Genomic DNA, 25,989 nt, shown 5'->3' on the forward strand with positions numbered 1-25,989 from the left:
AAAGCGGAAATCAACAAACAAAGGCGCACATGAAACCAGTCATGTGCGCCTTTGTTTATGCTTCCAGGGGATAAACATCGTTTTCGACAAAAAAAGACACCGATTTACCAGATCGGTGTCAACAAATGGCTGATTGGCAGCCTCAAATAGATTACCAACCAAAATCTTAACTTATATAAGTTATAGCAGAAAATGTCGAACTTTGTCGAGGGGTAAAAGATGGTAATTCACGTATAACATCCACACCCTATCTCGAAGTTCTCGAATAATTAAATACAATAATAACATCAGAACCAACTATATTTACCCAATCAACAAAACTGTAAACCGATTTTGCGAGATTTGTAATATAATCGTAAAATTTATAACATTCGAATTCTGGTAAAATAGCCTCAATGAGGCAAAAAACGATATTTTTTTCCAAAAAAATCAACGAGGCAGAGGTGTACTGATGAAGAAGCTCATATCCAAGCTAATCTTGGCAGCGCTAATACTATCGATGATCCCATTCCAAACAGCCATGGCAGCAACACAACAAGAACAAGTAGTAGAAATCGCACACAAATACATAGGGGTTCCATATCTTTATGGTGGAACAACGCCAAGCGGATTCGATTGCTCTGGATATATCGGATATGTTTACGACCAAATCGGCGTGGATATGCCAAGGATTTCTGCTGATCAATACAATGTTGGGAAAGCAGTTTCCAAATCAGACCTCCAACCAGGTGATCTAGTATTTTTCGAAAAAACATATAATAAAGCGGGAATTACCCATTCCGGTATATACATAGGCGACAATCAATTCCTGAGTGCAACTTCAAGCAAAGGAATAAAAATCGACTCACTAGACAGTACATACTGGGGACCAAAATTCTATGGAGCAAAAAGAGTTTTGGAAGATGCAACCCTTCAGCCAGGGGAATATCAAGATGTACCGCAGGATCATCTAGCGTATGAAGCTGTACGTACATTAAGCAATCAAAACGTCATTAAAGGCATTGACAATACGACTTTCCAGCCGGAACAGCCGGTTACAAGGGGACAAGCTGCAGCAATCATCAATCGTGTACTAAAACTGAAGCCTGCATCCCTTGACGGATTCAAGGATGTATCGCCTAACTACCAATTTGCAGCTGATATCGCTGCAATCAAGGAAGCCGGAGTCATTAACGGGTTTGCCGATGGAACATTCCGTCCGAACAACAATATGACAAAAGCAGAAATGGCAAAAATCGTTCAAAGAGCATTCAAGCTAAACAACCATGGCATACAGGCAGCAAGCGCACCGTATTCAGACGTTGCACCGGGTTATTGGGCATATGATGCAATTTTGACAATGCATAAAATCGACACAACGACAATCTTTAGCGGCAGCACGTACGGCTCATCACTAAAAGCAACTCGTGCGACATTTGCCGCATCAATCTATAATTCTATCAACGCAAGATAAGCTGGGAAGATTATTCCCAGCTTTTTCTATCATATTTTGTCTAAAAAAATAAGCAATATTACCGATATATAACGGGAGAAACTTAATAGACAGTAGTTTTTGACTATTTTCTTAAATATTCAAAAATAGTCTATTATAATTGTAAATAAATTGGTAGAATGAGAGAGGAAATTGTCAGAAAAAGGGCAAAAAACATCTGGGGGTAAAAGAATGAGGAAGAAATTTGGCATACTCGCCTTGACTTTCGGGTTGACAGTGAGCAGTTTATTGTCGTATCAGCAGCCAAAGGCTTATGCACAGGACGATATTACAGGCAGTGCCTTAGAGACAGAGATGCGTGCAATGATTGCTGAAAAAGTGATCTATGGATATGGAGAAGGTGTCTATAAACCGAATCTTAATGTGAGCCGCGGACAGTTTGCGACATTTATTTCACGGGCACTTAAATTACCTGAAGGTCCGCATGTGTTTTCTGATGTCCCATTATCATCAGGTCTAGCACATGGCATTAATAGTGCCACAGCAGCGGGTATTATCATGGGGTACACACCTACAACCTTCGGGCCAAATGAGCAGATTTCAAGAGAACAGGCGGCGGCGATGATCGACCGTGCGTTTAACTATATGCAAATTTCGCGTGAAGACGCTGTGCTCAATTTTTCCGATGCAAATGAAATCAACAGCAATTTCAAAATGGCTGTCGCAAAAAACTCCAGGGATGGTTTGATCAAGGGTCTTTCAAATGGCGATGGTACATACAGGTTCTTGCCTAAAAAGACCGCAACTCGCCAGGAAGCAGCAGCTTTCATCTATCGCATGTTAAATAAAATGGAAGAAGCACAAATTCCTGAAGAACCAGGTGAGGATGGCGCAGCGGGTTATAAAGTGGCTACCATCCAGTCAAATGGTGATCTAGTTTACAGTTCTAAAACTTATTCAAGCTTTGATGCAGCTAAAACAGCAGCAACTGCAAATAACCAGGTAGTAACCGTTAATGAGCAGATAGTAGAAATGAATGCTGGATTGGTCTGGTCAAAGCCTGTTCTTGGTAAAGCATTGACCTATATATACACTGATTCAAATCTATCATCATCGTTCACGTACCTGCCAGCTGGGCAGGAAATGAAATACGTGGATGCTACAGAGAATTATGTAAAAGTAATTCTTGCGGGCAAAACAGTATTCGTCAAGCATGAAGAAGTTTCGATGGTGCCTTTGCAGTTAATCGAAGGCAGAAACTATTATTCTGTTAACTCTAAAGGTGAGTTGGTCCACTCGATCTTTGACCCTGTAAAAAAATCATATGCTTCTTATACAATGGGATTTGCGCCTAGCTTCATGGTTCAAGGCCAAAATTATTATAGCTGGGATGGCGGCCAGTTCATGAATACGACTGGAAACGTAGTGGGGACTGCTTACCAGTACTTTAACTATTTGCCAGCCCGTACTGAAACGGTATACACTGCTGAAGAGTTAAATAGGTATATTGATAGTGTCCTTGCTGAAAAAGAGGCTCTATTCATATCGAATCCTACAACTTTCGCAAGATATAAGAATGCAACAACTGCGAGCAAAATCAAAGGGCTTGGAGCATACCTGAAAGAAGCAGAAGTGAAGCATAATATCAACGCACTTCTCATCCTTGGAATGGCCATGCATGAAAGTGACTTTGGCATGAGCAAATATGCCTTAGAACGGAACAACCTGTTTGGCATCAAGGCGTATGACAGCAACACCGATGCAGCAGAAACATTTGCTACACCGAATGCAGCTATTGATGCATTAGCAGACCGGTACTTGAACAAGAACTATATCAATCCTACAGGTGCTCACGCTAACGGAGCTTCAACTGGGAATAAAGCACGCGGCTTCAATGTTAAATACGCATCAGACCCGTTCTGGGGACAAAAAATTGCCGGCCATATGCATAGAGTCGACCTGTTCTTAGGGAAAAAAGACCGTGGCGCAAGTGCATATCGTATCGGCCAAACAACAGTCGATGGAGTAAACGCCAGAATCAATCCTGGAACAGAATCAGCATTAGTATATGCAAATAAAAACACAGGATCACCAGTAGCAATCCTGGGATCCGTCAAGCACACAGACAACTACGAATGGCTCAAGATCATGTCAGACGCAGCAGCGCAGAACGAAGTCTATATCCGTTCCGACCTGATCAAAGACCTGCCAATCGTAAAATAAACTTCAACACAGTAAAGCGGTGGGGGTCTGACCCCCACCGCTTTACTGTGTTAAAATCATGTTGATTAAACTAGCTGGACCAATGGGAGGCTTGATCAATGGAAAAGGAATTCATGGAACAGGTAAATGAATTCAGGCGCTGGGCAAGCAAACATACACGAACGGCGGGTGCTGGTGAGTGGGAGACGGAGTATCACCACTGGGAACCCATTTACCAGGCAGCTGCTGAACTGGTCGCTCGTATTCCAGTATGTGACTGGGACCATGACATACTGGATAACTTCCTCTATATCCTCGCCCGTGATAATGAATGTGAAAATATTTTAGAACTCCTCATTCAATATCCAGCACAGCTGACAGCTATTGCTCGCCATGCGGTCGCTTATGAAGACCCGGATACTAGATGGCAAATTGCGTTTGGACTTGGTGAAATTAACACCAAGAGTCAGGAAATCAAAAACTTGTCCAGCCAATTCTTACTGGATGGAAACGAATATGTAAGACGACGAGCTTCTATGGCCTGGGAGAAAAAATGGTCTGAATAGACCTCGTACGGACATAACTTAATTGTTCACCTCGATGAAACTAATACACATCACCACATTAAAGCGGTGGGGGTCAGACCCCCACCGCTTTAATGTGTTAAAACAAACAAATTTCAATATCAAGCTGCTTTCTTCTTCCGCAGTATCCCAAGCAGCTGCCTGAAGCCTTCTCGGTAGAAGAAGTAAATTCCAGCTGCATATAGCACTACGCCAAGCGGCACCAAAATGCCTAGCTGAATGAGCGAGTACAGTTCGGAAATCGGTGTGAACTGTTTGATCAAATAAATGGGAACCGCCATGATCAAAGTCGGCAGGATGACCCGCGCGAACAGATTGGCCAGCCTTAACCGCTCCGCCCGCTCAAAATCCTTATAAACAACAAACGTCGAAACTCCCAAATAATATATAGAAACGAGTGAGCTCGTCAGCGCGAGCCCCGGATATCCAAACGGTCCAACGAGAATCCAGTTGAAGATAAGGTTCAATACAATAGTCGTAATACTGATCCTCAACACAATCGCTGTCTTGCCGCGAGCGTACATCGATTTGGAAACAATGTATTGCAACCCTTGAGTGACGATCAAAGGAATATAATAAACAAGTGCAATATACGTATTCTGTGTATCCTCTGCGGTAAAGCGCCCACGCTCGAAAACAAACGAAATCGCTTCCTTACCAACGAGGAGCAGGCCAACCGCTATCGGCAGCAATGTAACAAGCGTAATCTGCATGCCCATGAACACAGTTCCCTGGAACTTCTTGTGGTTGTCCACCTGTTCAGATAATAATGTAAAAATGATTGCTGCAACGGTCGTCGCATAAATCGCCTGCGGAATGCTCACCAGCAGGGAGGCGTTGTTTAAGTAAGTAACAGCACCGCTCTCGGTACCTGATGCAAATGACTTATTCACGAACATATTGATCTGCCCGACAACCGAATTCAGCAGCGCCGGTGCCAGCAGAACTAGGAAAGCTGAGCCAAAAGCCTTTTCCACCTTAACAGTCGGCTGCCACTCATACCCGTTCTTAAAAAGGAAAAAGAACTGGATGACCATTCCGAGGAAGGTTCCGAAAATAAAACCGTATGCCAAGCTGTAAATTCCCCATTGATCGGAGAACAGCAGCGCAAAAACCGCACCCATCAAGGTTGCCAGCAATTTAGAAACCTGCGTAGGAACAAACACCCGCCGTCCCTGCAAATAAGATTCAAGAATACCGTTCACCGCGATTAAAGTCATGAACAGGAAAAAGAACTGTGTAATTTCAACGGCTACTTCTTCTGTCGTCTCCGTCATGTTGCCATAAATCAGCGGCACAATATAAGGAACGAGGAAATAACCAGCGAGGGTCACACCAAGGAATACTAAAAAAGTGCCATTCAAAATGCCATTTGCATTCCGATCCGTTTCCTCCGGGCTTTCCTTCCGTTTTTGCACGTACATAGGAAGGAATACATTGTTGAACCCGCCAGAAATCATCGCTACTACGAGCGTAATGAAAGAAAAAGCCAGCAAATAGCCATCCGTGTATTCGCTTGCTCCGAACTCTCTGGCAATGATACTTTCCCGCAAAAAACCTGACAGCTTAAGAACCAGAGCCAGGAGGGTGATCCAAATGGCCGTTTTTTTCAATCCTGCCATATCATTTCAGTCACTTTCTATAAAAGAATTTTCATCAAAGCTCTAACATCACTTAAAAAACAGCCTAAATAAAAGTAAGGCGAAACAATGCCGCCTTACTAGTTTCAAACTATATCATATCAGTAATCATGCTCACAAAAAACTATTTACGGCCTAAAGCGCTCAAATAGATTTCTTCATATTTCTCAGCCGCGGCAATATGAGAGTATTCCTCTTCAATCTTCTGGCGAGCCTTCGCGGCGAATTCCTCACCTTTTTCAGGATTCTTCAATAAGAAAATGATCGCTTCCGCAAGCTCCTGGACGTTCTTCTCCTCAACAAGCAGGCCATCTTCTTTATCCACGATGATTTCCTTCAAGCCGCCAACTGCGCATGCAACCAGCGGTGAACCCGAACCCATCGCTTCAAGCGCGGAAATCGAAGTCGCTTCCTCAACACCCGCAGAGTGGACACTCGGCACAAGCGCAACATCGGCAAGCGCATAGTAGTCCTTAACCTTGTCGTGTGCAACAGCACCAAGCAGGTCAACCCTGTCCTCCAGTCCATTTTCAGCAACAATTTTCTTGATTTCTGACAACGCCTCGCCGCTTCCTGCATAGATTAACCTTGTGTTTGGAAATTCCTTCAGCACGGCCGGCATCGCAAGCGCAGGATAGATGACGCCATTCTTTTTCGTCAGGCGGCGCGGCACGAACAATATATGTTCATCCCGAGAGACGCCGTATTGATCACGAAGCGCATTTTTTCTATCCTTATCAGGCTTGAAGCTATGGATATCAATAAAATTGCGGATCGCGAACCCGTCAACACCAGATACGTCCTTCACATATTGTTTCAGGCGCTGGTCAACCGTAATAATCTTACGGGTGTTTTGGTATGCCTTGATCTCGATTTCCTGCATTTCGTTCGCTTCCGGGCTGCCCTCGTCAATCGAACCTTTGCTGACAGCCTCAAAAGCCATGTAACCATGGACAGTCGAAACAACAGGAATTCCTGTCTCCAGCGCAGCCAGGGTAGTGAAAGGATCCTGGGCATTGATGACGTCATAATTCTTGTTCTTGTTTTTTAAAATAAGAGCCTTCAGTAGATTCTTACGTGCATAGTGGCTCCAAAGGATTCCGCGGCCCTTTTTTACTTTATTGATCACAAAGCTTGGACCCTGTGCGTACATTTTGCGGACAACAGGAGACACATCAGTGAACGAAAGGACATCCACTTCATGTCCGCGCTCCTCGAGTCCGGCCTTTAATGTCGCAACGTGAGTCGATAGCCCGCCAGCGTGCGGGTAGTCATAAGCGGTAGCAATAAGAATCTTCATAATTGCACCTCCTGGGTTATTTTGACGATGAAAAAGTTCTAGAAGTTTCTATCTATAAAAAATCCCTACTATATATACAGGTCAATATACACAGTATTTCCAGGAATTTTTCACATCATGTAATTTGCAAATTGGATCAGCAGAACCGACACTGATGTTACCAACCAGGGCAGCACATGAACCGCCGAAGTACAGTTTAAGAAGCTTAACAGGGTTCAACACAAGAACCGCCTCTAAGTCGCGATGGTAAAAACTTAACAAGGTGCGACAAAAGAACGGTCCCTATGTCTCTGGATTACTTTCCAAAGTTCTCCTTTAGCAAATCAACATTCCGAACAGCCTCAACACGCATTTCAGCAGCATTTCCTTGGACGATCTTGCTGTATTTTTCCCTGTTGTCCAAAAGCTCTAAACCATTCGTAGTCAGTTGTTCGACATTCATTTCTTCAAGCACGGCGGAGAATTGCCACATGCCGCTGCGCTTCAGCAGGCTTTCGACCTTTTTATCATAGCTTAACCCAATATGCGGCACGCCTGTCAGTGTCGAGAAAATCAATGCGTGCAATCTCATGCCGATCGTGATCTGGCATTCGCCGATGAAGTTCAAATATTGATTTGGCGTGAAATTCGTTCCAAGGATATGGCATTTATCAGCATGTTTCATATGCTTCAGTACATTTTTGCTGGCCGTGTCGTCGTGATGGCCTTCCATCGGCACGAACACCGGCGTGATATCGCGGGCTTCGATCCAGTTATCGAGAATCTCAGCGATCTGCTCAAACTGCTTTACTTTTTCAAACCATGGACGGACAGATACGGCGACAAGATTATCCTTGCGCTCAAGCTGCAGGCTGTCCATCGCGGCCGTGTCCTTTTTCGGATGGAAAGCGAACACGATGTCCGAAGTCACAACAGTCTCAGGGCGATTCACACCCAACTTATGCAGCAGGTCCTTCGAGAACTGGTCGCGGACCGTCACGAAATCTGCCATATTGGCAAACACTTTCATCAGGATCTTGCCCCAGGTTGAGTTTACCGGGCCAATCCCCTGGGAAAAGAACATGACCTTCGTCCCGACAAGCTTGGCCAAAAAGACAATCAACAGATAATACGGAAGGGGACCGAAAATAAAGCGGGTAGGATATGTATCCTGCAGCAAACCGCCGCCGCCCGAGATCAGCAGGTCAGCTTCCTTCAAAGCATTGACCTTTGCTTTAAAATCCTGGCGCCAGCCGCGGTAAACGGTTTTGACATTATGTTCCTTTGCGGTCTGTTCCGGTGATAAAGAGAATACGGTAATTTCTGGCTGGTCTAAATGTTCTCGCAAGTTATCGACAATGGATTCAAGTATGGCTTCGTCACCAGTATTACCGAGACCATAAAATCCTGAGATGACAATTTTCAAAGAAGTTGCTCCTCCTTAATATAGAAAGTATTGCGTTGGTAAAACATAAGCGTAATAAGCTGTAAAAAAAAGAAGGTGCCGAACGAAATCGAAAGCACCCAAAAGCTAAACAATATTTTAACATTATAACCGAAACCATTCAATGTTCAAGGGTGCATGGTTTGACAAGATTTGATATACTATGTTAGAAATTAAAGCTAGATTGATCAGAAAATCACAATAAATACCTATAATTAACTGCCTTAAAAAGAGAGGTCCTTTTAATGAAAAAGATTTGTGTCATTGGATTAGGTTATATCGGACTGCCAACCGCTGCGATCTTTGCAAGAGCCGGCTATGATATTGTCGGAGTCGATGTCAGCGAACGTGTAGTGAACTCTTTAAATAATGGAAATGTAACAATTGAAGAAGTCGGGCTTCCTGAGCTCGTGAAAGAAGCGGTCGAAAAAGGGAAGCTTCGCGCTTCCCTTACACCTGAGGAAGCAGATGTATTCATCATCGCCGTGCCAACACCAATCCACCACGATTACACTGCGAATGTTGATTACGTCATCAGCGCAACGAAGGCGATCGTTCCTTTCGTTAAAAAAGGCGATGTGGTCATTGTCGAATCGACGATCCCGCCAAGAACGATGGATGATGTCGTCGCACCAATCCTTCAAGAGGCAGGTCATGACGTGCAAAACGACATTTTCCTTGCACACTGCCCTGAGCGCGTGCTCCCAGGCCGCATCCTGATCGAATTGATTGAAAACACTCGTATTGTCGGCGGAACGACTCCTGTAGCCGCTAAAAAGGCTGCAGACGTATACCGCGCCATCGTAACGGGTGACGTGATTGAAACCGAGGCACTCACAGCGGAAATGTCCAAACTGATGGAAAACACATTCCGTGATGTCAACATTGCCCTGGCCAATGAACTCGCTAAAATCAGTGCGAAATTAGGTGTCAATGCACACGACGTGATCGAGCTTGCCAACAAGCATCCGCGCGTTAATATCCACCAGCCTGGACCAGGAGTAGGCGGACACTGCCTGGCAGTTGACCCATACTTCATCGTTGAAAAAGCACGAAATGAATCTGTGCTGATCAAGCTGTCACGTGATATCAACAATTCTATGCCTGAATTCGTTGCTGAAAAAATCGAAGAATTGACAGTCCAGATCGAAAAGCCGAAGATCGCTGTCCTGGGATTGACCTATAAAGGAAACATCGATGACGTTCGTGAAAGCCCTGCAATCGAGATCTATCAATTGCTGGCCCGCAACCCGCGTTTCGAAACCGTGGCCCATGACCCGCATGTCCAGCAGGATCAGGTATCATTCCCGCTTCTTTCATTAGAGGATGCGTTGAATGAAGCCCATGTTGCCGTCGTATTGGCTGACCACAATGAATTCAAAACGCTGGATAGCAAACTTGTCGCTTCCAAAATGAAGTCGCCAGTCGTTTTCGATACAAAGAACTGCACGAACCTTGATAACGATTATGTCACTTTGTACAGAATCGGTGATTTGTCAGGACTGAAACCAATCCAGCTCTAAGAGGGTTTGATACTTGCCATGAAAAAAGAAAATTACCTGGGCGTCGATGTTTCGCCTTATAATTACGAAGAAATCATTGCAGACCTGCGTGAACGAATGAAGGCAGGCCTGCAATCCACGATTATCGCAGTCAACCCTGAAAAGGTCATGGCCGCTGAAAAAAATGAAGAGCTTCGCCAGCTGATCAACTCATCAACCTACCAGATTCCAGATGGAGTAGGGATTTTGCTTGCCTCGAAAATGAAGGGCGGCAAAATTTCCTCCCGCGTCACTGGTGTCGATATGATGGACAGGCTGATCCGCTTTGCTGCCGAGGAGAACCACAAGGTCTTCCTTTACGGCGCCAAAGAAGAAGTCGTCACATCAGCGAAGCAAAAGCTTGAAGAAAAATACCCGGCCCTGGTGATTTCCGGCTACGAAAATGGGTATGAAAAAGATAATGACAAGATTATCAATAAAATTAACGCTTCAGAAGCTGAATTGCTGTTCGTCGCGATGGGCAGCCCAAAGCAGGAACTGTGGATCCGCGAGAACATGGGCAAGCTGAACGTAAAAGTATTCCAGGGAGTCGGCGGAAGCTTTGACGTCTTTTCAGGAAAAGTCCAGCGTGCGCCTTTATTTTTCCGCAAGCTTGGAATTGAGTGGCTGTACCGCCTTTTAAAAGAACCAAAGCGATTCAAGCGCCAGCTGGCATTGCCGCGCTTCCTAGTAAAACTACTTGGAGCTAAATAATATTGATATATTAGAACCAAAATAAGGCTTGAACTAACTATTCAAGCCTTTTAAATTGCCCAAAATTGTAAAAACTACTTTAAACATGGTCAAAACCTGTTTATAATTTAAAAAGTCAGACAAATTTCGTCAAAAACCTGCACTTTTATCATCTATGTCGATTAAGCACGAGAAAGGAATTTTCGAATGAACTCGTTAACCTGGAGAGATTTTCCGTTCATCTTTATTGCCCTGCCGGTTCTCGTAGTGGCTTTGTTGTTTCCCGGCACGATTACAGGCCTTGGGGCAGCAGCAGTTTTAGCATTATACGCACTTGTATCACCTAAAAATGGACTATTAATGCTGCTATTGTATTTCCCGACAAGACCATTTTTAATAGAAATCAACCCCTCACTGAAAATAGTCGGGGATCTCATCATCCTGGCCGCATTCGCAAATGTGGCATTTACAGCGATTCGCACTGGCAACTTCAAAAGTCTGTTCAAGTTCCAGATCTTCGAATGGGCCTTCTTCGGCTTCCTAGCAGTCGGCGCTATTTCAGCATTCATCACAGGCGTTGAACCAGGAGTCATCATTTTTCAGATTCGCGCATTCGTTATTACTTACATTGTTTACTACGTTGTAAAACGTCTTGATATCACAAAGGAAGACATCCTGAAATTCCTTTGGACGACATTTGTTATGGCAATAGTGCTCAGTCTTCATGGACTTGTCGAAAAAATGTCCCTCCGTTCCTATCTAATGCCGGAAAAATGGGTCGGCCGTTCGCTTTCCTATAATAACCGCGTCCGCATCTACGGATTGATTGATAACCCTAACGTGCTGGCAGTGTATCTATCGTTGGCGGTCATGCTCACGGTTTATTTAAAGCAATTTGTCGCGGGGAAAACAAAACTCATCCTCAATATCGGGATGATCCTTATGTTTGGTGTCATTACCCTTACATACTCAAGGGGAACATGGATTGGCTTTGTCATCGCCCTGGCAGTATACCTGGCTGTTTCGAAAAACTGGCAGCGCACAGGCAAACTTTTCGTTGCCGCAGTTCTGTCGATTATATTAATCAACATTCCTGTGACACAAGCAACGAACTATTTTAAAAATGCTGGAGTGGGTGAAAATATTCAGCGTAACATAACGCAGGATGAGCCACCCGAAGAAGACCATCCTTCCGATGAAGAACGGCGCATGAAGGAAACCTTTGAAATGTCAACAGTTGAGCTAAGTAAAACAACCGGACGTCTTTTCATCGTCAATAAAGGCTTTGAAATCTTCAAAGATCACCCAGCTATCGGTACGGGTTTCGCCACATTCGGTGACTCCGCGGCAAAAGGAAACGGCTCGCCTATCTACGAAGAGTACGGAATTGGACACAATATCTACTCAGATAATCAATATATCCAGATCATCGCCCAGACAGGAGCTGCAGGTGTCATCCTGTTCGCCGTCTTCCTTCTCGGCATGCTTTTCTTCCTCTGGAAAAAGCGAAAAGACACCAGCCTGGCAACAGCCGTGCTTGCTGTCCTGATCGGTGTCTATGTCGTAGGCGTTCTCTATAATATCTGGGAAGACAAGACATTCACAACTTATTTCTTTATGATGCTGGCAGCCATCACGCACGGCATTAACTATAAAGGGTGGGGAAAAAATGAAAGTCCTTCATCTCATTAGCGGCGGAGAAACAGGTGGTTCCAAAAACCACCTGCTTTCTTTATTGAAGAACCTGAATGAAACAGAAGTCCTGCTCGGAGTTTTCCAGGAAGGGAAGCTATCAGAAGAAGCAAGGCAAATGGGGATTCCGGTTATCATGTACGGCCAGTCCTCCCGCTACGATTTTTCCGTCATCAGCAAAATTAAACAAACTATCAAAGATAATCAGATTTCAATTGTCCATACACATGGCCCGCGCGCCAATTTATTTACCTATTTCGTACGACAAACAACTCCTTTTAAGTGGATAAGCACGATTCACAGCGATCCATCCCAGGATTTTATCAAGGGCGGTATCAAGGGCAAAATTTTCACGACGATCAATATGACTGTCATTAAAAAGATCGACCATTTTTTCGCCGTTTCTGAACGCTTCAAGCAAATGCTCGTCGGCTTCGGGCTGCCGGCTGAAAAAATCACCACGGTCTATAATGGCATTTCATTTGATGAACAGTTGGAATGCAAGCTGTCACGGGAAGAGCTTCAACTAAAAGAAGATGATTTTGTCATCTGCATGGTCGCAAGGCTGCACCCCATCAAAGGACACACCGTCGTGTTCGAAGCCCTGAAAAAAGTTCTGGCAGCAAAACAAAACGTAAAACTTCTGCTGATTGGCGACGGTCCGGAAAGGGATGACCTCGAACGCGAAGTCCGAGACAAGGGCTTAACAGAAAACGTCCGCTTCCTCGGCTTCCAGCAGGATGTCCATTCCTACCTGTGCCTTTCAGATGTAAAATTGCTTGCTTCCTATAGTGAAAGCTTCCCGCTCGTCATTCTTGAAGCGGCCCGTGCGCATACACCGGTGATTTCCACAGATGTCGGCGGAGTGAAGGATTTGATTGCCGAACCATCACTTGGCTGGGTAGTACCGATTAAGGATGCTGAAGCACTGGCAGGAGCCATTACAGAAGCAATCACCACAAGGAACCTTCCATCACTCGGAAATAACCTGTACGAAAAAGCATCCAGGCTTTACTCAATCGACCAGCTGGCAAAAAGCACAGAAGAAACGTACAAAAAAATTTAGCATACACCCAAAGATTCACTCATAGTTATATCTTTGTGGGCCAAAAACATGTAGGGAACCCTGCATGTTTTTTGTTTGGGCTAAAAGTTACTTGCGTAAAGCTCGAAAAATACATAAATAATTTTTCGGTAATACCCTGAAACTTATTCCCTGTGTCTTACGTCTTAGTTAGTGGAAATAATTACTATGTAATTTTCGCAATATTCTTCCATGGTAAATCTTCCAAAAATAGAATAATAGTAGTATAATCATCTTGTGTTGTGCTGGTAAATAGCCCATAAGACAGGAATAAAAAGCTATTTATTTAGCAATTTTATGTTTTATAGGTAGAAAAATGTAAAAAAAGGTTGAAATATCAACCAAGTTTGGTAGAATAGTGTACATGTATAGTAACCCTATTTTCTTCTGTCAAATTTTAAGAATCAGAGAAATTAAGATTTTCCGTAATACATAGACAGTGAAAACGATTTCTCAGATTTGTAAATAGGACGAAGGAATAGACTATAAAACTATTACAACACGTTTTAAATCCGGATCTTACCAATCCGGAGGCACCATGAAAAAACCTTATTTACAAAACAGGGAGGAAACACAAAATGGCATACCAACCAAAATCTTACCGCAAATTTGTGGCGACTGCTGCTACTGCAACTCTAGTTGCATCTGCAATCGCTCCAGTTGCAGGCGCTGCATCTAATTTCACGGATGTTGCTCCAAAGTACAAAGACGCAGTAGACTACCTTGTAGCGAACAACATCACTCAAGGTGCTACAGCAACAACTTTCGGAACTCACGAAAACATCAAGCGTGGCGATCTTGCAATCTGGCTTGCAAAAGCTCTTAAGCTTGACACTGCTTCTGCACCAGCTTCTGGTTTCGCAGACACTAAAGGCACTCGCTATGATGCATCTGTATCTGTTCTTAAAGCTAAAGGAATCGTTTCTGGTAAATCAGAAACTTCTTACGAGCCATCTGCATACGTAACACGCGGCGAAATGGCAATTATGCTTTCAAGAGCATATGACCTAACTTCAACTGCAACTGCTCCATTCACTGACATGGGAGCTTATGCACCATATATCAATGGACTTTTCGAGTATGAAATCACTACTGGAAAAACTCCAACAACTTTCGGAACTGCTCTTAACATCACTCGTGGAGACCTTGCAATCTTCTTAAAGCGTGCTGCTGAAGTTGTTAAGACTCCAGTTGTTGTTAGTTCAACTGCTGTAAATGGTAAAGAACTAGTTGTTAAGTTCAACCAAGCGATCGATAAAACTGATCTTTCTGGTAAAGTATCACTAACTGGTGTAACTTTCGATGAAACTAAGACAGTTGTTTCTGATGATGCTAAAACTGTAACACTAACAGTTGCAGGTACTGGAGTTATCGATGTAACTAACGCTACATTAGAAATTGCTCCAATCAAAACTAAAGCTAATGCAGATGTTAAAACTGCTAAATACGTAACTCTATTCTCTTACAAAGATTCTTCAGCTCCAGCTGTTGCTAAGATTGAAGCTAAAGGAACTGAAGCAGTTGTTACTTTCAACGAAGCACTTGCTACTGAAGGCACTGTAAGCTTGGATGGCGCTGTTCTTTCTAGCACAGCTTCAACTACTGCTCCTTACTATGTAGTAAGCGGCAAAACTTTGACTGTTAAAAACCTAGTAGCTGAAAAGTCTTACAAGCTTGACGTTGTAGGCGCTAAAGATGCTGCTGGTAACATGTCTGGCCAAATCACTGTAAACTTCACAGTTGCTAAGCCAGTTGTTGACAGCTCTAAACCAGCTGTGTCTACATCAGTTTCTGGCAACAAGTTAACTCTTTCTTTCTCAGAAGAAGTTACTGAAGGAACAGTAACAGTTGGTGGCGTTGCAGTTGATCCTGCATTCGTTGTTGCTTCTGAAGATAAGAAGACTTACACAGTTGACGTACAGCAAGCAGGCTTGTTTGGCGGAACAACATTCTTCACAAGAGAAGTAGTTGTAAATAACTTCGCTGATACTTCTGCAAACAAAATGGACGAAGTGAAGTTCAACGCAACTTTCACTGCTGACACTACAGCTCCTAGATTTGTATCTGCTTCTATCAAGACTCTTGTAAAAGATGATGCAAATTCAACTGCTGACCTTGATGTTATTCTTGTGACTTTTGACGATGCAGTTAAAGCTGGCGACCTTTCAGGTGCAGGTGAGCTTGTTATCAAGTCAATCGACGGCATCTTCCAGTCTAACAACACTGTAGACTTAACTACTGCAAACGTAGCTTATGGCTATGATGTTGATGGAAAAGACGGCATTAAAGGAAACGAAGCAAATGTTGTAGCAATCGCTTTCGACGCTAAAGAAAAGACTTCATACTCTTTCGAATTAGCTGGTAAAGTAGTTGCTGATACTTACAACAACAAAGTTGCTGACACAGTGAGCTTCTCTGCAGTTGCTCCTGAGTATTCAACTACTCCATCTTCTGATCTTAAAGACGTAACTTTCAGTGTTCCTACTTACAACAACACTGACATTACTCTTCAGTTCAACAAAAACATGAGCGATTCAGCAGTAAATGCTTCTAATTACACACTAGGCGGCAAAGCTTTACCTGCTGGAACTACTGTAAAGTTTGTTGACAACAGATCTAAAGTTGTTATCACTTTACCGCAAGGTTCTATCACAGCTAACGGATCTTACGCTCTTGTAGGTACTAACCTAACTGACGTAAATGGAAACACTCTTGTAAATGGTAAAGTGTCTACTACTCTAACATTGAAAGAGAACGTTGTTCCAACAGCTACTTCTGTAGTTCTAGCTGACAGCAAAAACTTCACAGTTAACTTCTCTGAAGCTCTTGTTGACACTACTACAGTAACTGGCGTAACTGTAAAAGTTAACGGAACAGTAGTCACTCCTGCTACTCTAGCAGTTGTAGGTGGAGACCTTAAAGTTACAACTGCTGACAATCTTAAGACTACTGATTCAATCACAGTTGAATTCAAAGATACTAACCTAGTTGATGCTAACGGAAACAAAGTTGCTAACAGCACAGTTTCTAAGTAATCTCTAAAATAGAAAAGAGGATTCTCGATAAGAGAATCCTCTTTTTTTTCAGCCCCTGGTTGACGGTTCGAATTTGATTAACAAATTCTTAACTTATTGTTAAAATATGCCGCGGTCTGACATCTAAAGTGAATTTTCTGTAAAAACTTGATGAACTTTAGTGAAAGTTTTAAAGAGTTTAAGTATAATAGGAATTGGGTCGAAATTACTATTTTTTCAATAAGTAATTTCTTAATTATCTGAATCTATAGAGGTTTAGATGCCCTATAATTTTAAGGGAGGATTGGTTCAATGGTGTTACAGCATAAGTCTTATCGTAAATTCATTGCAAGCGCTGCCACAGCGACCATGGTCACAGCTGTAGTAGCACCGGCTATCTCAGCTGCAGGTTTCACAGATGTAACAGAAAGATATTCAGATTCTGTTGATTTCCTTTTATCTAAAGGGGCAAAAGGATTCAGCGATTCTTACTTTGGTGTTAATGAAGAGATCAAGCGTATCGATGCTGCAATCCTAACTGCTAAGGTATTAGGTTTGGACATCGAAAATGCTCCTGCGTCAGGATTTACAGATGTACCAACTCGTGGAGTAAAAGCAGTAAATGCTCTTAAAGCAGCAGGTATTACTTCTGGTAAAACGAAAACGACTTTTGATTCCAATAGCCCGATTACTCGTGGGGAAGTAGCAATCTGGCTTCAAAAAGGCTTTGATCTTCACGGTGGAGCTGACCTATCCTTTAATGATGTAACAAAAAATTACGAAGCAGCCGTGAAAGCTCTAGTAGCTAATAACGTTGCTAATGGCATGTCATCAGAACAATTTGGTGTCAATCTTAACGTAAAACGCGGCGATTTTGCTATCTTCTTACATAGATCGTCAAAAGTAGTTACTGCTCCTCCGGTTGTAACACCACCGCCAGTGACACCACCAGGCAATGGCGACCCGAACACTAACTATAAGCTTTCATTAATGCATACAAACGATACACATGCTAATCTTGATAACATTGCAAAGACAGTAACTGCTGTTAAACAGGTAAGAGCAGTAAAGCCGGATGCATTATTATTGAGTGCAGGGGATGTATTCTCAGGAACTCTTTATTTTAACGAGTTTAATGGTTTAGCAGACTTAGAATTCATGAATCTTATGAAATATGACGCAATGACATTCGGAAACCATGAATTCGATTCTGGTACCTCTGTGTTGAATAATTTCGTTGAAGCTGCTGAATTCCCATTCGTAAGCGCTAACGTTGACTTCTCTGCAGATGCTAACCTAAGCGATGACTTTAAAGATGAAGTTTCTACAACTGCGGGTGCAAATGGAGAAATCTATAACGGCATCGTTAAGGAAGTAAATGGCGAGAAGATTGGTATCTTCGGTCTAACTACTGCCGAAACAGTAGAAATCTCAAGCCCTGGAGAAGATGTAGTATTTGAAGACTATATCGAAGCGGCTAAAGAGGCAGTCGCAGCATTTGAAGCTGCTGGCGTTAATAAGATCGTTGCACTATCTCACCTTGGTTTCATGGATGGCGGAGGTGACAATGATGTAACGCTTGCCAAGTCTGTAGAAGGTATTGACGTAATCGTCGGTGGTCACTCTCATGACAAGATTACTGCGCCAGTAATCGATACAACAGGCGAAGAAGCAACTGTTATCGTACAAGCTAACGAATACAATAAATTCCTTGGAACTCTTGATGTAGAATTCGACAAGGATGGCAAGGTTGTAGGACATTTAGGAAGCCTTATTGATGTTAAGACTGTTGAAGCTGATGCTGAAGCTGCTGCAATGCTGAAGCCTTATGCAGATAAAGTTGCGGAAATTAAAGACTTACCAGTAGGTGAAGCAGCGGTAAAACTAGTTGGTGGAAACCCGGCAGCTAGAACAGCTGAAACAAACCTAGGTAATGCCATAACAGATGGAATGCTGGCAAAAGCGAAGCAAATCAATCCAAATACAGTAATTGCATTGCAAAATGGCGGCGGAATCCGTACTTCAGTAGAACCTGGTCCTCTTACATTGGGAGAAGTATTGACAGTAATGCCTTTCGGTAACGCACTTGGTATCATGAAACTTACTGGCTCTGAAATTGTAGCAGCACTTGAGCATTCTGTTAAGGATGCACCTGCAGCACATGGTGGTTTCCTTCAGGTTTCTGGCATGAAGTTCACTTACGACAGCAGAAAAGACGCTGGTGAAAGAGTCGTATCGGTTTCTGTTCAAGACAAAGATGGAAACTACTCTTCACTTGTAGCTGATCAAGAGTACTTTGTAGCTACTAACATCTTCACAGCAAAAGGTGGAGATGGTTATGATATGTTTAAAGTTGCATACGATGAAGGCCGTGTAAGTGAGCCAGGCTTTGTTGATTGGGAAGTTTTCAGTGAGTATGTAAAATCACAGCCAAACCAAACAATCTCTCCAGTTGTTGAAGGCCGTATCATCGATGTTGCAACAGCGCCAGAAGTAGTAGACGCTGCTAATTTCAATGGAACAGCTGACGCTCCAAATGTATTCGAAGGTGACGTTAGAGTGGACGTTACTGGCGTAGCTACTCTAGAAAACGCAGTAGTAAAAGGTGACCTTTACCTAAAAGGAAACTCGACTGTCACACTCACAAACGTAACAGTTGAGGGCGAAACAATTTTAGAAGACTAATAGAAAATAGCCTCTGGCAAGCGACACGCTGGAGGCTATCTCTATCGAATTTTTAAAAGTCAGACTTTCGACCTGTGAAAAAAGGTGGCAGGCGCCATCCGAAAAATCACCAACTAAAACTTCTTTAAAAGGAGACTTATTTAATGATTAACCGATCGCAAAGGAAGTCATTAAGCATTCTGTTAACACTAGCTTTAGTCGTTAACCTTTTCTTGCCTTTTGTTTCACAGCAGGTAAAAGCAGCTACAGTTGCTACTGATTTATTCATTTCAGAGTATATTGAAGGCGGCAGCAACAATAAGGCGATTGAATTATTCAATGGTACTGGACATGACGTAAATCTGAAAGAATATAAGTTAGAATTATATTCTAACGGTGCGACTACTCCTTCAAATCCTTTAGATTTTGGAACATTAACCGATGCTGAAGCAACATTAGCAAACGGCGAGACTTTTGTTATTGTCAATGCAGGTTCAGTTGCTGACTTAAAGGCTAAAGGAAATCTGGAACACACCATCACTTATTTCAATGGTGATGATGCAATTGTTTTAACACATAATGGTGTAGTTATTGACTCTTTTGGCCAGGTAGGTGTAGATCCAGGAACTGCCTGGGGAGCTACAGATGTTAAGACTGTAGACCAAACCCTTGTAAGAAAGACCACGGTTACAGTTGGGGATAAAGATCCATCTGACGCTTTTGACCCTGCTACAGAGTGGGATTCACTAGGGAAGGATGTTTTCACAAACATTGGCTCCCACACAATGGACGGCTTTTCAGCTGTACCAACTAAAGTATCCTCTGTAACTGCTTCAGTAACAGCTACTGCAGTAAAAGCAGGAACTGAGGTAGAACTGACTACTACAACTGAAGGCGCAACAATCTACTACACAGTAGACGGTTCTGAGCCGACAACAGAATCAACAGTATACTCAGCACCGATTACAATCAATGGCGATACAACAATCAAGGCATTCGCTGTGGCATCAGACCTTGAAAATAGTGATGTGGCAACATTCTCTTACACAGTTTTACAGCAAAAAACAATTGCTGAAGTAAGGGCAATGAACACAGGTGATTATGCCCTAACAACTGGTATTGTTACGGCTGTACAAGGCAGAAACATCTTCATCCAGGACGAAACTGCCGGAATCGTTCTTTATGGATCTCTTGATGTCCAGCCTGGTGATGAAGTAGAGGCTTCAGGTCAGTTAACAGAGTACAATACTCTTTTAGAGCTAGAAGTAACTTCTGCGGATGTTAAAGTCCTTGGAAAAAAGGAAATTCCAGCTGCTAAAGAATTAACTGCAGCAGAAATATCTGAACAATATGAAGCTATGCTTATAAAAGTAGGCAAGTCAGTAGTTGAAAGCTACTCTGGCGGTAACTATACTCTTGTAGATGCAAACGGTGACTCTTATCAGGTCCGTCCAGATGCACAAGAGTGGTTAGAACTTGAAACATCTTATGATTCAATTACAGGAGTCCTTGGTTCATATAAAGACGTTTACCAGCTTATGCCTCGTTCACAAGCTGATATCGTCCTTGACCCAAGCTTTGTCCGTCCAGTAGTGGCTGCGCCGGGCGCTGGTTTCGTCAACGTTGGTGATGAAGTAACATTGACTTCTGATACAGAGGGCGCAACAATTTACTACACAACTGATGGCAGTGAACCAACAACAAGCAGTGCTGTGTACAGTGCCCCAATCGAGATTAGTGCTGACACGACGATCAAAGCATTTGCTGTAAAAGAAGGCTTAACAAGCAGCAAGGTTTATACGTATGATTACATCATTCAAAAAGATGTTGTCCGTATCCATGACATTCAGGGTGCAGGGCACTACTCTAAGTATCAAGGCTTCAATGTAAACGGCGTTGAAGGTGTTGTAACCTACGTATTAGACAGCAGGAACTTCTTCATACAAGATTTACAAGGTGACGGAGACGACAAAACAGCTGAAGGTATCCTTGTATACAAATACAATCACGGATTGACTCCTGGAGATGTTGTAAAGGTTTCCGGAGAGGTTAAAGAATTCCATGTAGAAGGCTATTCTGATAAAGCAGAAGTTGATCTTCCTTCAACAGAAATCAGTGCATCAACGATTGAAAAAGTCAGAAGCGGCGAAACTCTTCCTACTCCTGTTGTAATTGGTGTTGACCGCACAGCTCCAACAGAAGTAATTGACAACGATGGATTAGCAATTTTTGATCCAGCAGAAGATGCAATTGACTTTTATGAAAGCTTGGAAGGTATGCTCGTACAGGTGGATGATGCAAAAATCGTTGCACCTCAAAGGTATGGCGAAGTTGTCGTGATTCCTGGAACAATGGAAGCTAACACTCCTGCAGGTGGAATGCGCATTTCTGAAGGAGACTTCAACCCTGAAAGAATCACAATCGACATGAACGACGACAATTTTATTGCAAAAATGGGCGACCAATTCAATGGTTCCATTACAGGTGTCATGGGCTACGGCTATAGCAACTATAAGGTTTTAACAAAGAAAACCAGCCTGCCGGCATTAGTTGAAGGCTCAAACACACGTGAAATTACTTCAATTGTACCTGCTGAAGGTAAGTTGACTGTAGCTTCATACAATGTTGAAAACTTCTCGCCAAAGGTAGACCCAGCAAAAGTTACAAAGCTTGCTCAAGCAATTGTAACGAATCTTAAAAAGCCAGATATCGTTGGCCTGACTGAAGTACAGGACAATGACGGCCCAACAGACAGCGGCACAACAGATGGTTCTGAAAGTGCTAAATTATTGATAGACACAATCGTATCTCTCGGTGGTCCGACTTATGCTTACACTGAAATCGCACCACATGATAAGACAGATGGCGGACAGCCTGGCGGTAACATCCGTGTCGGCTTCCTTTACAATACAGAGCGTGTTGAATTAATGGAAGCGCCGAAAGGTACGGCTGACCAGGCAGTGGGCTTTGAAAATGGAAAACTGACATTGAACCCAGGCCGTATTGATCCAACAAACCCTGCTTTTGAAGACAGCCGTAAATCACTTGCAGCTCAATTCAAATTCCAGGGCAAGAGTGTCATTGTTGTAGCAAACCACTTCAACTCAAAAGGCGGAGACCAGCCGTTATTCGGTAAAAACCAGCCGCCTGTATTGAAGAGTGAAGTACAGCGCATGGAAATTGCGAAAATTGTAAATGGATTCGTTCAGGATGTAAAAGCAAAGGATCCAAATGCGAACGTCATCCTGTTAGGTGACTTCAATGACTTTGAATGGTCCAATCCATTACAAGCATTAAAAGGCAGCGAACTAGTGAACATGGTTGAAAAAGTACCTGCAGACCAAAGATATTCTTACTCTTACCAGGGCAATGCTCAAGTACTTGACCATATCCTTGTAACGAAAAATATGGAAGCAGCAACGACTGTTAACATGGTTCACATCAACTCTGGATTCATGGAAGAGCATGGCCGCGCAAGTGACCACGACCCGCTATTGATCCAGACTGACTTGAAGGCGATAGAAAAGGTTTATAACAAAGTCTATAACCTTACCGGCTTTAAGACAAAGAAACTAGTAGTTGGAACAACAAACAGCTTGATCAACATCGATGCTACTTCAGTCATCACAGACGGCATCTGGCTGAAAAAATCAGCAGATGTAAAAGGCGCTGGCCTTGCTACTGCATTAGTAGCAATCAGCCCTGCACAAAGCGGTGCTATCATCGAACTAAGCGGAGCAACTGTGAAAGAAGTATTCATCGACAATGCAAATGTCACTGAAATACACGGAGCAGAAAACGTCCAAACATGGAATGTCAAAGACGGCGTAGACACATCCAACATCAAATTCTACGACTCAGAAGGCAACCTGCTTGAATCACCATTTCAAATGGCTTTAGCTAGTTAAAACAGAGTGACAGGCACCTCCCATTTTATGGGAGGTGCCTGTCACCCCTAAATAGGAGGATATACTATGCCCAGAAAAAGAAGAGAATGGGTTCCTTATGCTTACCATCACATCTATTCGAGAGGCAACAACAGACAAAATATCTTCAAGGATCAAGAGGATATGGAAGAGGTTTTTCGTCTGTTAAGTATGATACATCTAAAATACCCAATATCCATAAGCGCTTACGCAGTCATGACCAACCATTATCATTTCCTGCTAAAGTCCGAGCAGGTCACGATATCAACAATAATGAGTATGTTCAACAGGCGCTATACAGATTATTTTAATCGCAAATATAACCACGTCGGCCACTTATTCCAACATCGGTTCGGAAGTTCTCCTGTACTTTACCCACTAGACCTTCTCAAGGTAAGCAAATACATCCACAGAAACCCGATCTCCACTAATCCACCTATCGTCAAGTACATGGAAAATTACCCATACAGCAGCTTTCAATACTACAAGAAAAGAATCCAGCCTCCAAACCCGTTCATAAACCTAATAGACCTGCCCGCAAGCTTCAATCTCCAACTTAACCAAACCTATGAGCAATATTGCAAATATGTAGAAAGTAATACGTGAAAAGGTGACAGGCACCTCCCAGTAGCTGGGAGGTGCCTGTCACCTTTTACTTAATATCCAGGATATCTTCCACCAAGAGTAATAGCGTGAAAGCTGTTTCCATCTGCATCCTTGATCTTGGCGGCTCCTGTTGATGTAATGGTTACTTCGGCATAGCCGTCATGCGGAATTTTCGGTCCATCGAAGGTTAAATCGACATATTGATCAACACTATTGGCTGAATAGGCCGTTATGTTCCTGGTTGGTACATCACTATCAGGAACGGTAATGGTAAAATCAACGCCATCCACTAACCCTTCTAACCAAACGTTTTCGCTGAAATGCAGCCTCAGTGTATTTTGAAAATTAGGATCATCTGAAGACGAGTAAACCCACGCTTGTTTCAGATAAGGAAGCTGATTCGCCCCATCGACTACAGCCTGTAATGAAGCGTAATCTGTAATGGTAGCAGCGTTCATCTTAATTTCGCTTAGGTAATTATGTTTATTCTCATAGATGATACTCGTAAGTTTCCTGTTATAAACCAATGAACTTAAATATTCACTTACATAATCTACAACGTTAACAGAATCCGGAGAGAAGGCGAGATGGACTAAATGCTCAACCCTTACTGCTTCTGAAGATGAGTATATAGTAGAAGAGAAATCTCCTACATCATTTCTTGCAGGGGCCTGATATTGGACAGTATCTTTAAGTTCTGCTTGCAGCTTATGTGAATTATTAAATGTAATCGGCGCATTAAAATGAAGAACGAGCAATGGATTATCCTCCACAGTCGTATCCCATTCAATCGATGCAAGGTCTGCTTTGTTATAGTCCTGATCTGAGCTTTCATTTGTGACTTGCAGCACATCTATAACTTCGTTTATTTGTGTAGTTGCAAGTGTTGCAGCACTTAACTCTGCATTGAATTTTATTTTAATGGTACTGGAAACTGTATCTTTATCATAAACGAAACGATAGTGATTGAAATTCTTGATATCTATTTGAGCAATTTGATGCTCTTTGAATGAAATGATTTTGCCATTCGAATCTGTTTCATATACCTGGATATACCGGCCGACTTGAGCATTTTTAATTTCGGCTGACCTTGTAAATGAAATCACACTGGCAGGGAGATCACTTCCAGCATTCGGCGTTGAAACAGATTGTTCAGAAACCTGATAATAGGTAGGATTGACTGTTTCAGATTCCAAGAAAATGGCAGTTGATCCATATGTGAAACCTAAAGCGGATAAAACAGCTAATTGGGCTGCAGGTCCTTCAACTGGCGCAGTAGTTCCACCGTCATTCTGCCCCGGAGGAGTGCTTTCTCCAGGAGGAGGGGTAACAATGCTAGGAGGTGGTGTAACTGTCTCATCTGCTGGAGGAACATTCACGCTGTCTTCTGGCACTTCAATAAAATCTGACACTGTTTGATTCTCCGCACGATAAATAAATGCCGCCATTTGTCCTCTCGTTACAGCCTTACCAGGTGCGAAGGATGCAGCAGAAACACCAGCAGTGATTTTATTTTCCAGGATTGATCCTACATAACCCGAGAACCAACTGTTAGCAGGAACGTCAGTGAAGCTGGTTTTCACGCTTGAAGCTTTCAGGCTATAGCCAAGGCTCAACATTTTAGCCATTTCTGCCCTTGTTACCGGCTTGCCAGGAAGGAAATGCTCCTTGTCCAACCCGCTCATGATGCCCTTTTCGACTAAAGCTGCAACAGAGCTGTAGTACCAAACTCCAGATGGAACATCTTTAAACTCGGGGTTTTTAGCAGCCTTTCCATCCAACTCCAAAGCTGAAGCAAGAATCACCGCAGCCTGGGCACGTGTAATCTCTTGATTCGGCCGATATGTACCGTCAGCAAATCCTTTTATAATCCCTTTCTCAGTCAGGTCAAGAACCGCTTCTGAAAAATAATTGCCAGAGTATACGTCTGAAAATCCGTTAGACGCTGCTTCTGCGCTATAAGGCACGGCACTGGCAGCTACGACTGCAGACACACCAGCAGCCAAAAATTTATTGTACTTATCTCTCTTCATGAAATAAATTTCCCCCTAAACTTTAAAAAGTGCACAAACTCAATTTCTATGATTGAAAAACAACCTCTCTTTCTATCAATATTAAAGCCTGTGAAATATTGCCCATCATTCTTATCGGAAGATATTTCAGGAAATTTAGACAAAAAGTGACAGGC

At 42.9% G+C, this 25,989-nt stretch carries 15 protein-coding genes; 11 read left to right on the plus strand and 4 right to left on the minus strand.

The window, feature by feature from the left end:
• The first annotated feature begins 451 nt into the window (after positions 1-451).
• From J7E35_RS10965 to J7E35_RS10975, 3 genes are all read left to right on the plus strand, one after another.
• Positions 452-1,453, plus strand: a complete 1,002-nt coding sequence (locus J7E35_RS10965) for a C40 family peptidase (protein WP_214779660.1) — start codon at positions 452-454, stop codon at positions 1,451-1,453.
• A 210-nt stretch (positions 1,454-1,663) separates the two neighbouring features.
• Positions 1,664-3,655 carry an S-layer homology domain-containing protein gene (locus J7E35_RS10970; protein ID WP_214779661.1) on the plus strand — a complete coding sequence of 664 codons (1,992 nt, stop codon included), beginning with the start codon at positions 1,664-1,666 and terminating at the stop codon, positions 3,653-3,655.
• 98 nt (positions 3,656-3,753) lie between these two features.
• Positions 3,754-4,200: a hypothetical protein gene (locus tag J7E35_RS10975; RefSeq protein WP_214779662.1), complete on the plus strand. Its 447-nt coding sequence runs from the start codon at positions 3,754-3,756 to the stop codon at positions 4,198-4,200.
• 119 nt (positions 4,201-4,319) lie between these two features.
• Here the strand turns inward: J7E35_RS10975 and murJ are convergent, their stop codons facing one another.
• The 3 genes from murJ to csaB form a co-directional block, all read right to left on the minus strand.
• On the minus strand, positions 4,320-5,840 hold the full coding sequence (gene murJ, locus J7E35_RS10980) for a murein biosynthesis integral membrane protein MurJ (RefSeq protein ID WP_214779663.1): 1,521 nt from the start codon (positions 5,838-5,840) through the stop codon (positions 4,320-4,322).
• Positions 5,841-5,982: 142 nt separating this feature from the next.
• Positions 5,983-7,158, minus strand: a complete 1,176-nt coding sequence (locus tag J7E35_RS10985; protein ID WP_214779665.1) for a glycosyltransferase family 4 protein — start codon at positions 7,156-7,158, stop codon at positions 5,983-5,985.
• Between the two features lie 295 nt (positions 7,159-7,453).
• Entirely contained in the window at positions 7,454-8,563 is a 1,110-nt protein-coding gene (gene csaB, locus J7E35_RS10990; protein WP_214779667.1) for a polysaccharide pyruvyl transferase CsaB, read from the minus strand.
• Positions 8,564-8,826: 263 nt separating this feature from the next.
• On the opposite strand from csaB, the gene J7E35_RS10995 reads away from it, so the two are divergent.
• The 8 genes from J7E35_RS10995 to J7E35_RS11030 all read left to right on the plus strand — a co-directional run bounded on the left by J7E35_RS10995 (position 8,827) and on the right by J7E35_RS11030 (position 23,801).
• Positions 8,827-10,104: a nucleotide sugar dehydrogenase gene (locus J7E35_RS10995; protein ID WP_214779669.1), complete on the plus strand. Its 1,278-nt coding sequence runs from the start codon at positions 8,827-8,829 to the stop codon at positions 10,102-10,104.
• An 18-nt stretch (positions 10,105-10,122) separates the two neighbouring features.
• Positions 10,123-10,836 carry a WecB/TagA/CpsF family glycosyltransferase gene (locus J7E35_RS11000; RefSeq protein WP_214779671.1) on the plus strand — a complete coding sequence of 238 codons (714 nt, stop codon included), beginning with the start codon at positions 10,123-10,125 and terminating at the stop codon, positions 10,834-10,836.
• 186 nt (positions 10,837-11,022) lie between these two features.
• Positions 11,023-12,507: an O-antigen ligase family protein gene (locus J7E35_RS11005; protein ID WP_214779673.1), complete on the plus strand. Its 1,485-nt coding sequence runs from the start codon at positions 11,023-11,025 to the stop codon at positions 12,505-12,507.
• On the plus strand, positions 12,485-13,573 hold the full coding sequence (locus J7E35_RS11010; protein ID WP_214779674.1) for a glycosyltransferase family 4 protein: 1,089 nt from the start codon (positions 12,485-12,487) through the stop codon (positions 13,571-13,573). The genes J7E35_RS11005 and J7E35_RS11010 overlap by 23 nt, the downstream gene beginning before the upstream one ends.
• 596 nt (positions 13,574-14,169) lie before the next feature.
• On the plus strand, positions 14,170-16,626 hold the full coding sequence (locus tag J7E35_RS11015; RefSeq protein ID WP_214779675.1) for an S-layer homology domain-containing protein: 2,457 nt from the start codon (positions 14,170-14,172) through the stop codon (positions 16,624-16,626).
• Positions 16,627-16,917: 291 nt separating this feature from the next.
• Positions 16,918-19,290 (plus strand): 5'-nucleotidase C-terminal domain-containing protein, encoded by a 2,373-nt coding sequence (locus tag J7E35_RS11020; RefSeq protein ID WP_214779676.1) that lies wholly within the window; start codon positions 16,918-16,920, stop codon positions 19,288-19,290.
• 143 nt (positions 19,291-19,433) lie between these two features.
• Entirely contained in the window at positions 19,434-23,177 is a 3,744-nt protein-coding gene (locus J7E35_RS11025; RefSeq protein WP_214779677.1) for a chitobiase/beta-hexosaminidase C-terminal domain-containing protein, read from the plus strand.
• Between the two features lie 66 nt (positions 23,178-23,243).
• The gene (locus J7E35_RS11030) at positions 23,244-23,801 is read left to right on the plus strand and encodes a transposase (RefSeq protein WP_214779678.1); all 558 of its coding nucleotides are present in this window, start codon (positions 23,244-23,246) and stop codon (positions 23,799-23,801) included.
• Between the two features lie 50 nt (positions 23,802-23,851).
• Here J7E35_RS11030 and J7E35_RS11035 read toward each other — a convergent pair whose 3' ends face one another.
• A complete protein-coding gene (locus J7E35_RS11035; protein WP_214779679.1) occupies positions 23,852-25,834 on the minus strand; it encodes an S-layer homology domain-containing protein in 1,983 nt (660 codons plus the stop codon).
• Positions 25,835-25,989: the final 155 nt, after the last annotated feature.

Origin of the sequence: Bacillus sp. ISL-45 (genome assembly GCF_018613195.1) — a bacterium.
Classification (GTDB): Bacteria; Bacillota; Bacilli; order Bacillales; family Cytobacillaceae; genus Mesobacillus.

Bases quoted from the DNA above. Each gene is read 5' to 3' on its own strand.
- J7E35_RS10965 (WP_214779660.1), top strand. From the start codon at position 452: ATGAAGAAGCTCATATCCAAGCTAATCTTGGCAGCGCTAATACTATCG.
- J7E35_RS10970 (WP_214779661.1), top strand. From the start codon at position 1,664: ATGAGGAAGAAATTTGGCATACTCGCCTTGACTTTCGGGTTGACAGTG.
- J7E35_RS10975 (WP_214779662.1), top strand. From the start codon at position 3,754: ATGGAAAAGGAATTCATGGAACAGGTAAATGAATTCAGGCGCTGGGCA.
- murJ (WP_214779663.1), bottom strand. From the start codon at position 5,840: ATGGCAGGATTGAAAAAAACGGCCATTTGGATCACCCTCCTGGCTCTG.
- J7E35_RS10985 (WP_214779665.1), bottom strand. From the start codon at position 7,158: ATGAAGATTCTTATTGCTACCGCTTATGACTACCCGCACGCTGGCGGG.
- J7E35_RS10995 (WP_214779669.1), top strand. From the start codon at position 8,827: ATGAAAAAGATTTGTGTCATTGGATTAGGTTATATCGGACTGCCAACC.
- J7E35_RS11000 (WP_214779671.1), top strand. From the start codon at position 10,123: ATGAAAAAAGAAAATTACCTGGGCGTCGATGTTTCGCCTTATAATTAC.
- J7E35_RS11005 (WP_214779673.1), top strand. From the start codon at position 11,023: ATGAACTCGTTAACCTGGAGAGATTTTCCGTTCATCTTTATTGCCCTG.
- J7E35_RS11010 (WP_214779674.1), top strand. From the start codon at position 12,485: ATGAAAGTCCTTCATCTCATTAGCGGCGGAGAAACAGGTGGTTCCAAA.
- J7E35_RS11015 (WP_214779675.1), top strand. From the start codon at position 14,170: ATGGCATACCAACCAAAATCTTACCGCAAATTTGTGGCGACTGCTGCT.
- J7E35_RS11020 (WP_214779676.1), top strand. From the start codon at position 16,918: ATGGTGTTACAGCATAAGTCTTATCGTAAATTCATTGCAAGCGCTGCC.
- J7E35_RS11025 (WP_214779677.1), top strand. From the start codon at position 19,434: ATGATTAACCGATCGCAAAGGAAGTCATTAAGCATTCTGTTAACACTA.
- J7E35_RS11030 (WP_214779678.1), top strand. From the start codon at position 23,244: ATGCCCAGAAAAAGAAGAGAATGGGTTCCTTATGCTTACCATCACATC.
- J7E35_RS11035 (WP_214779679.1), bottom strand. From the start codon at position 25,834: ATGAAGAGAGATAAGTACAATAAATTTTTGGCTGCTGGTGTGTCTGCA.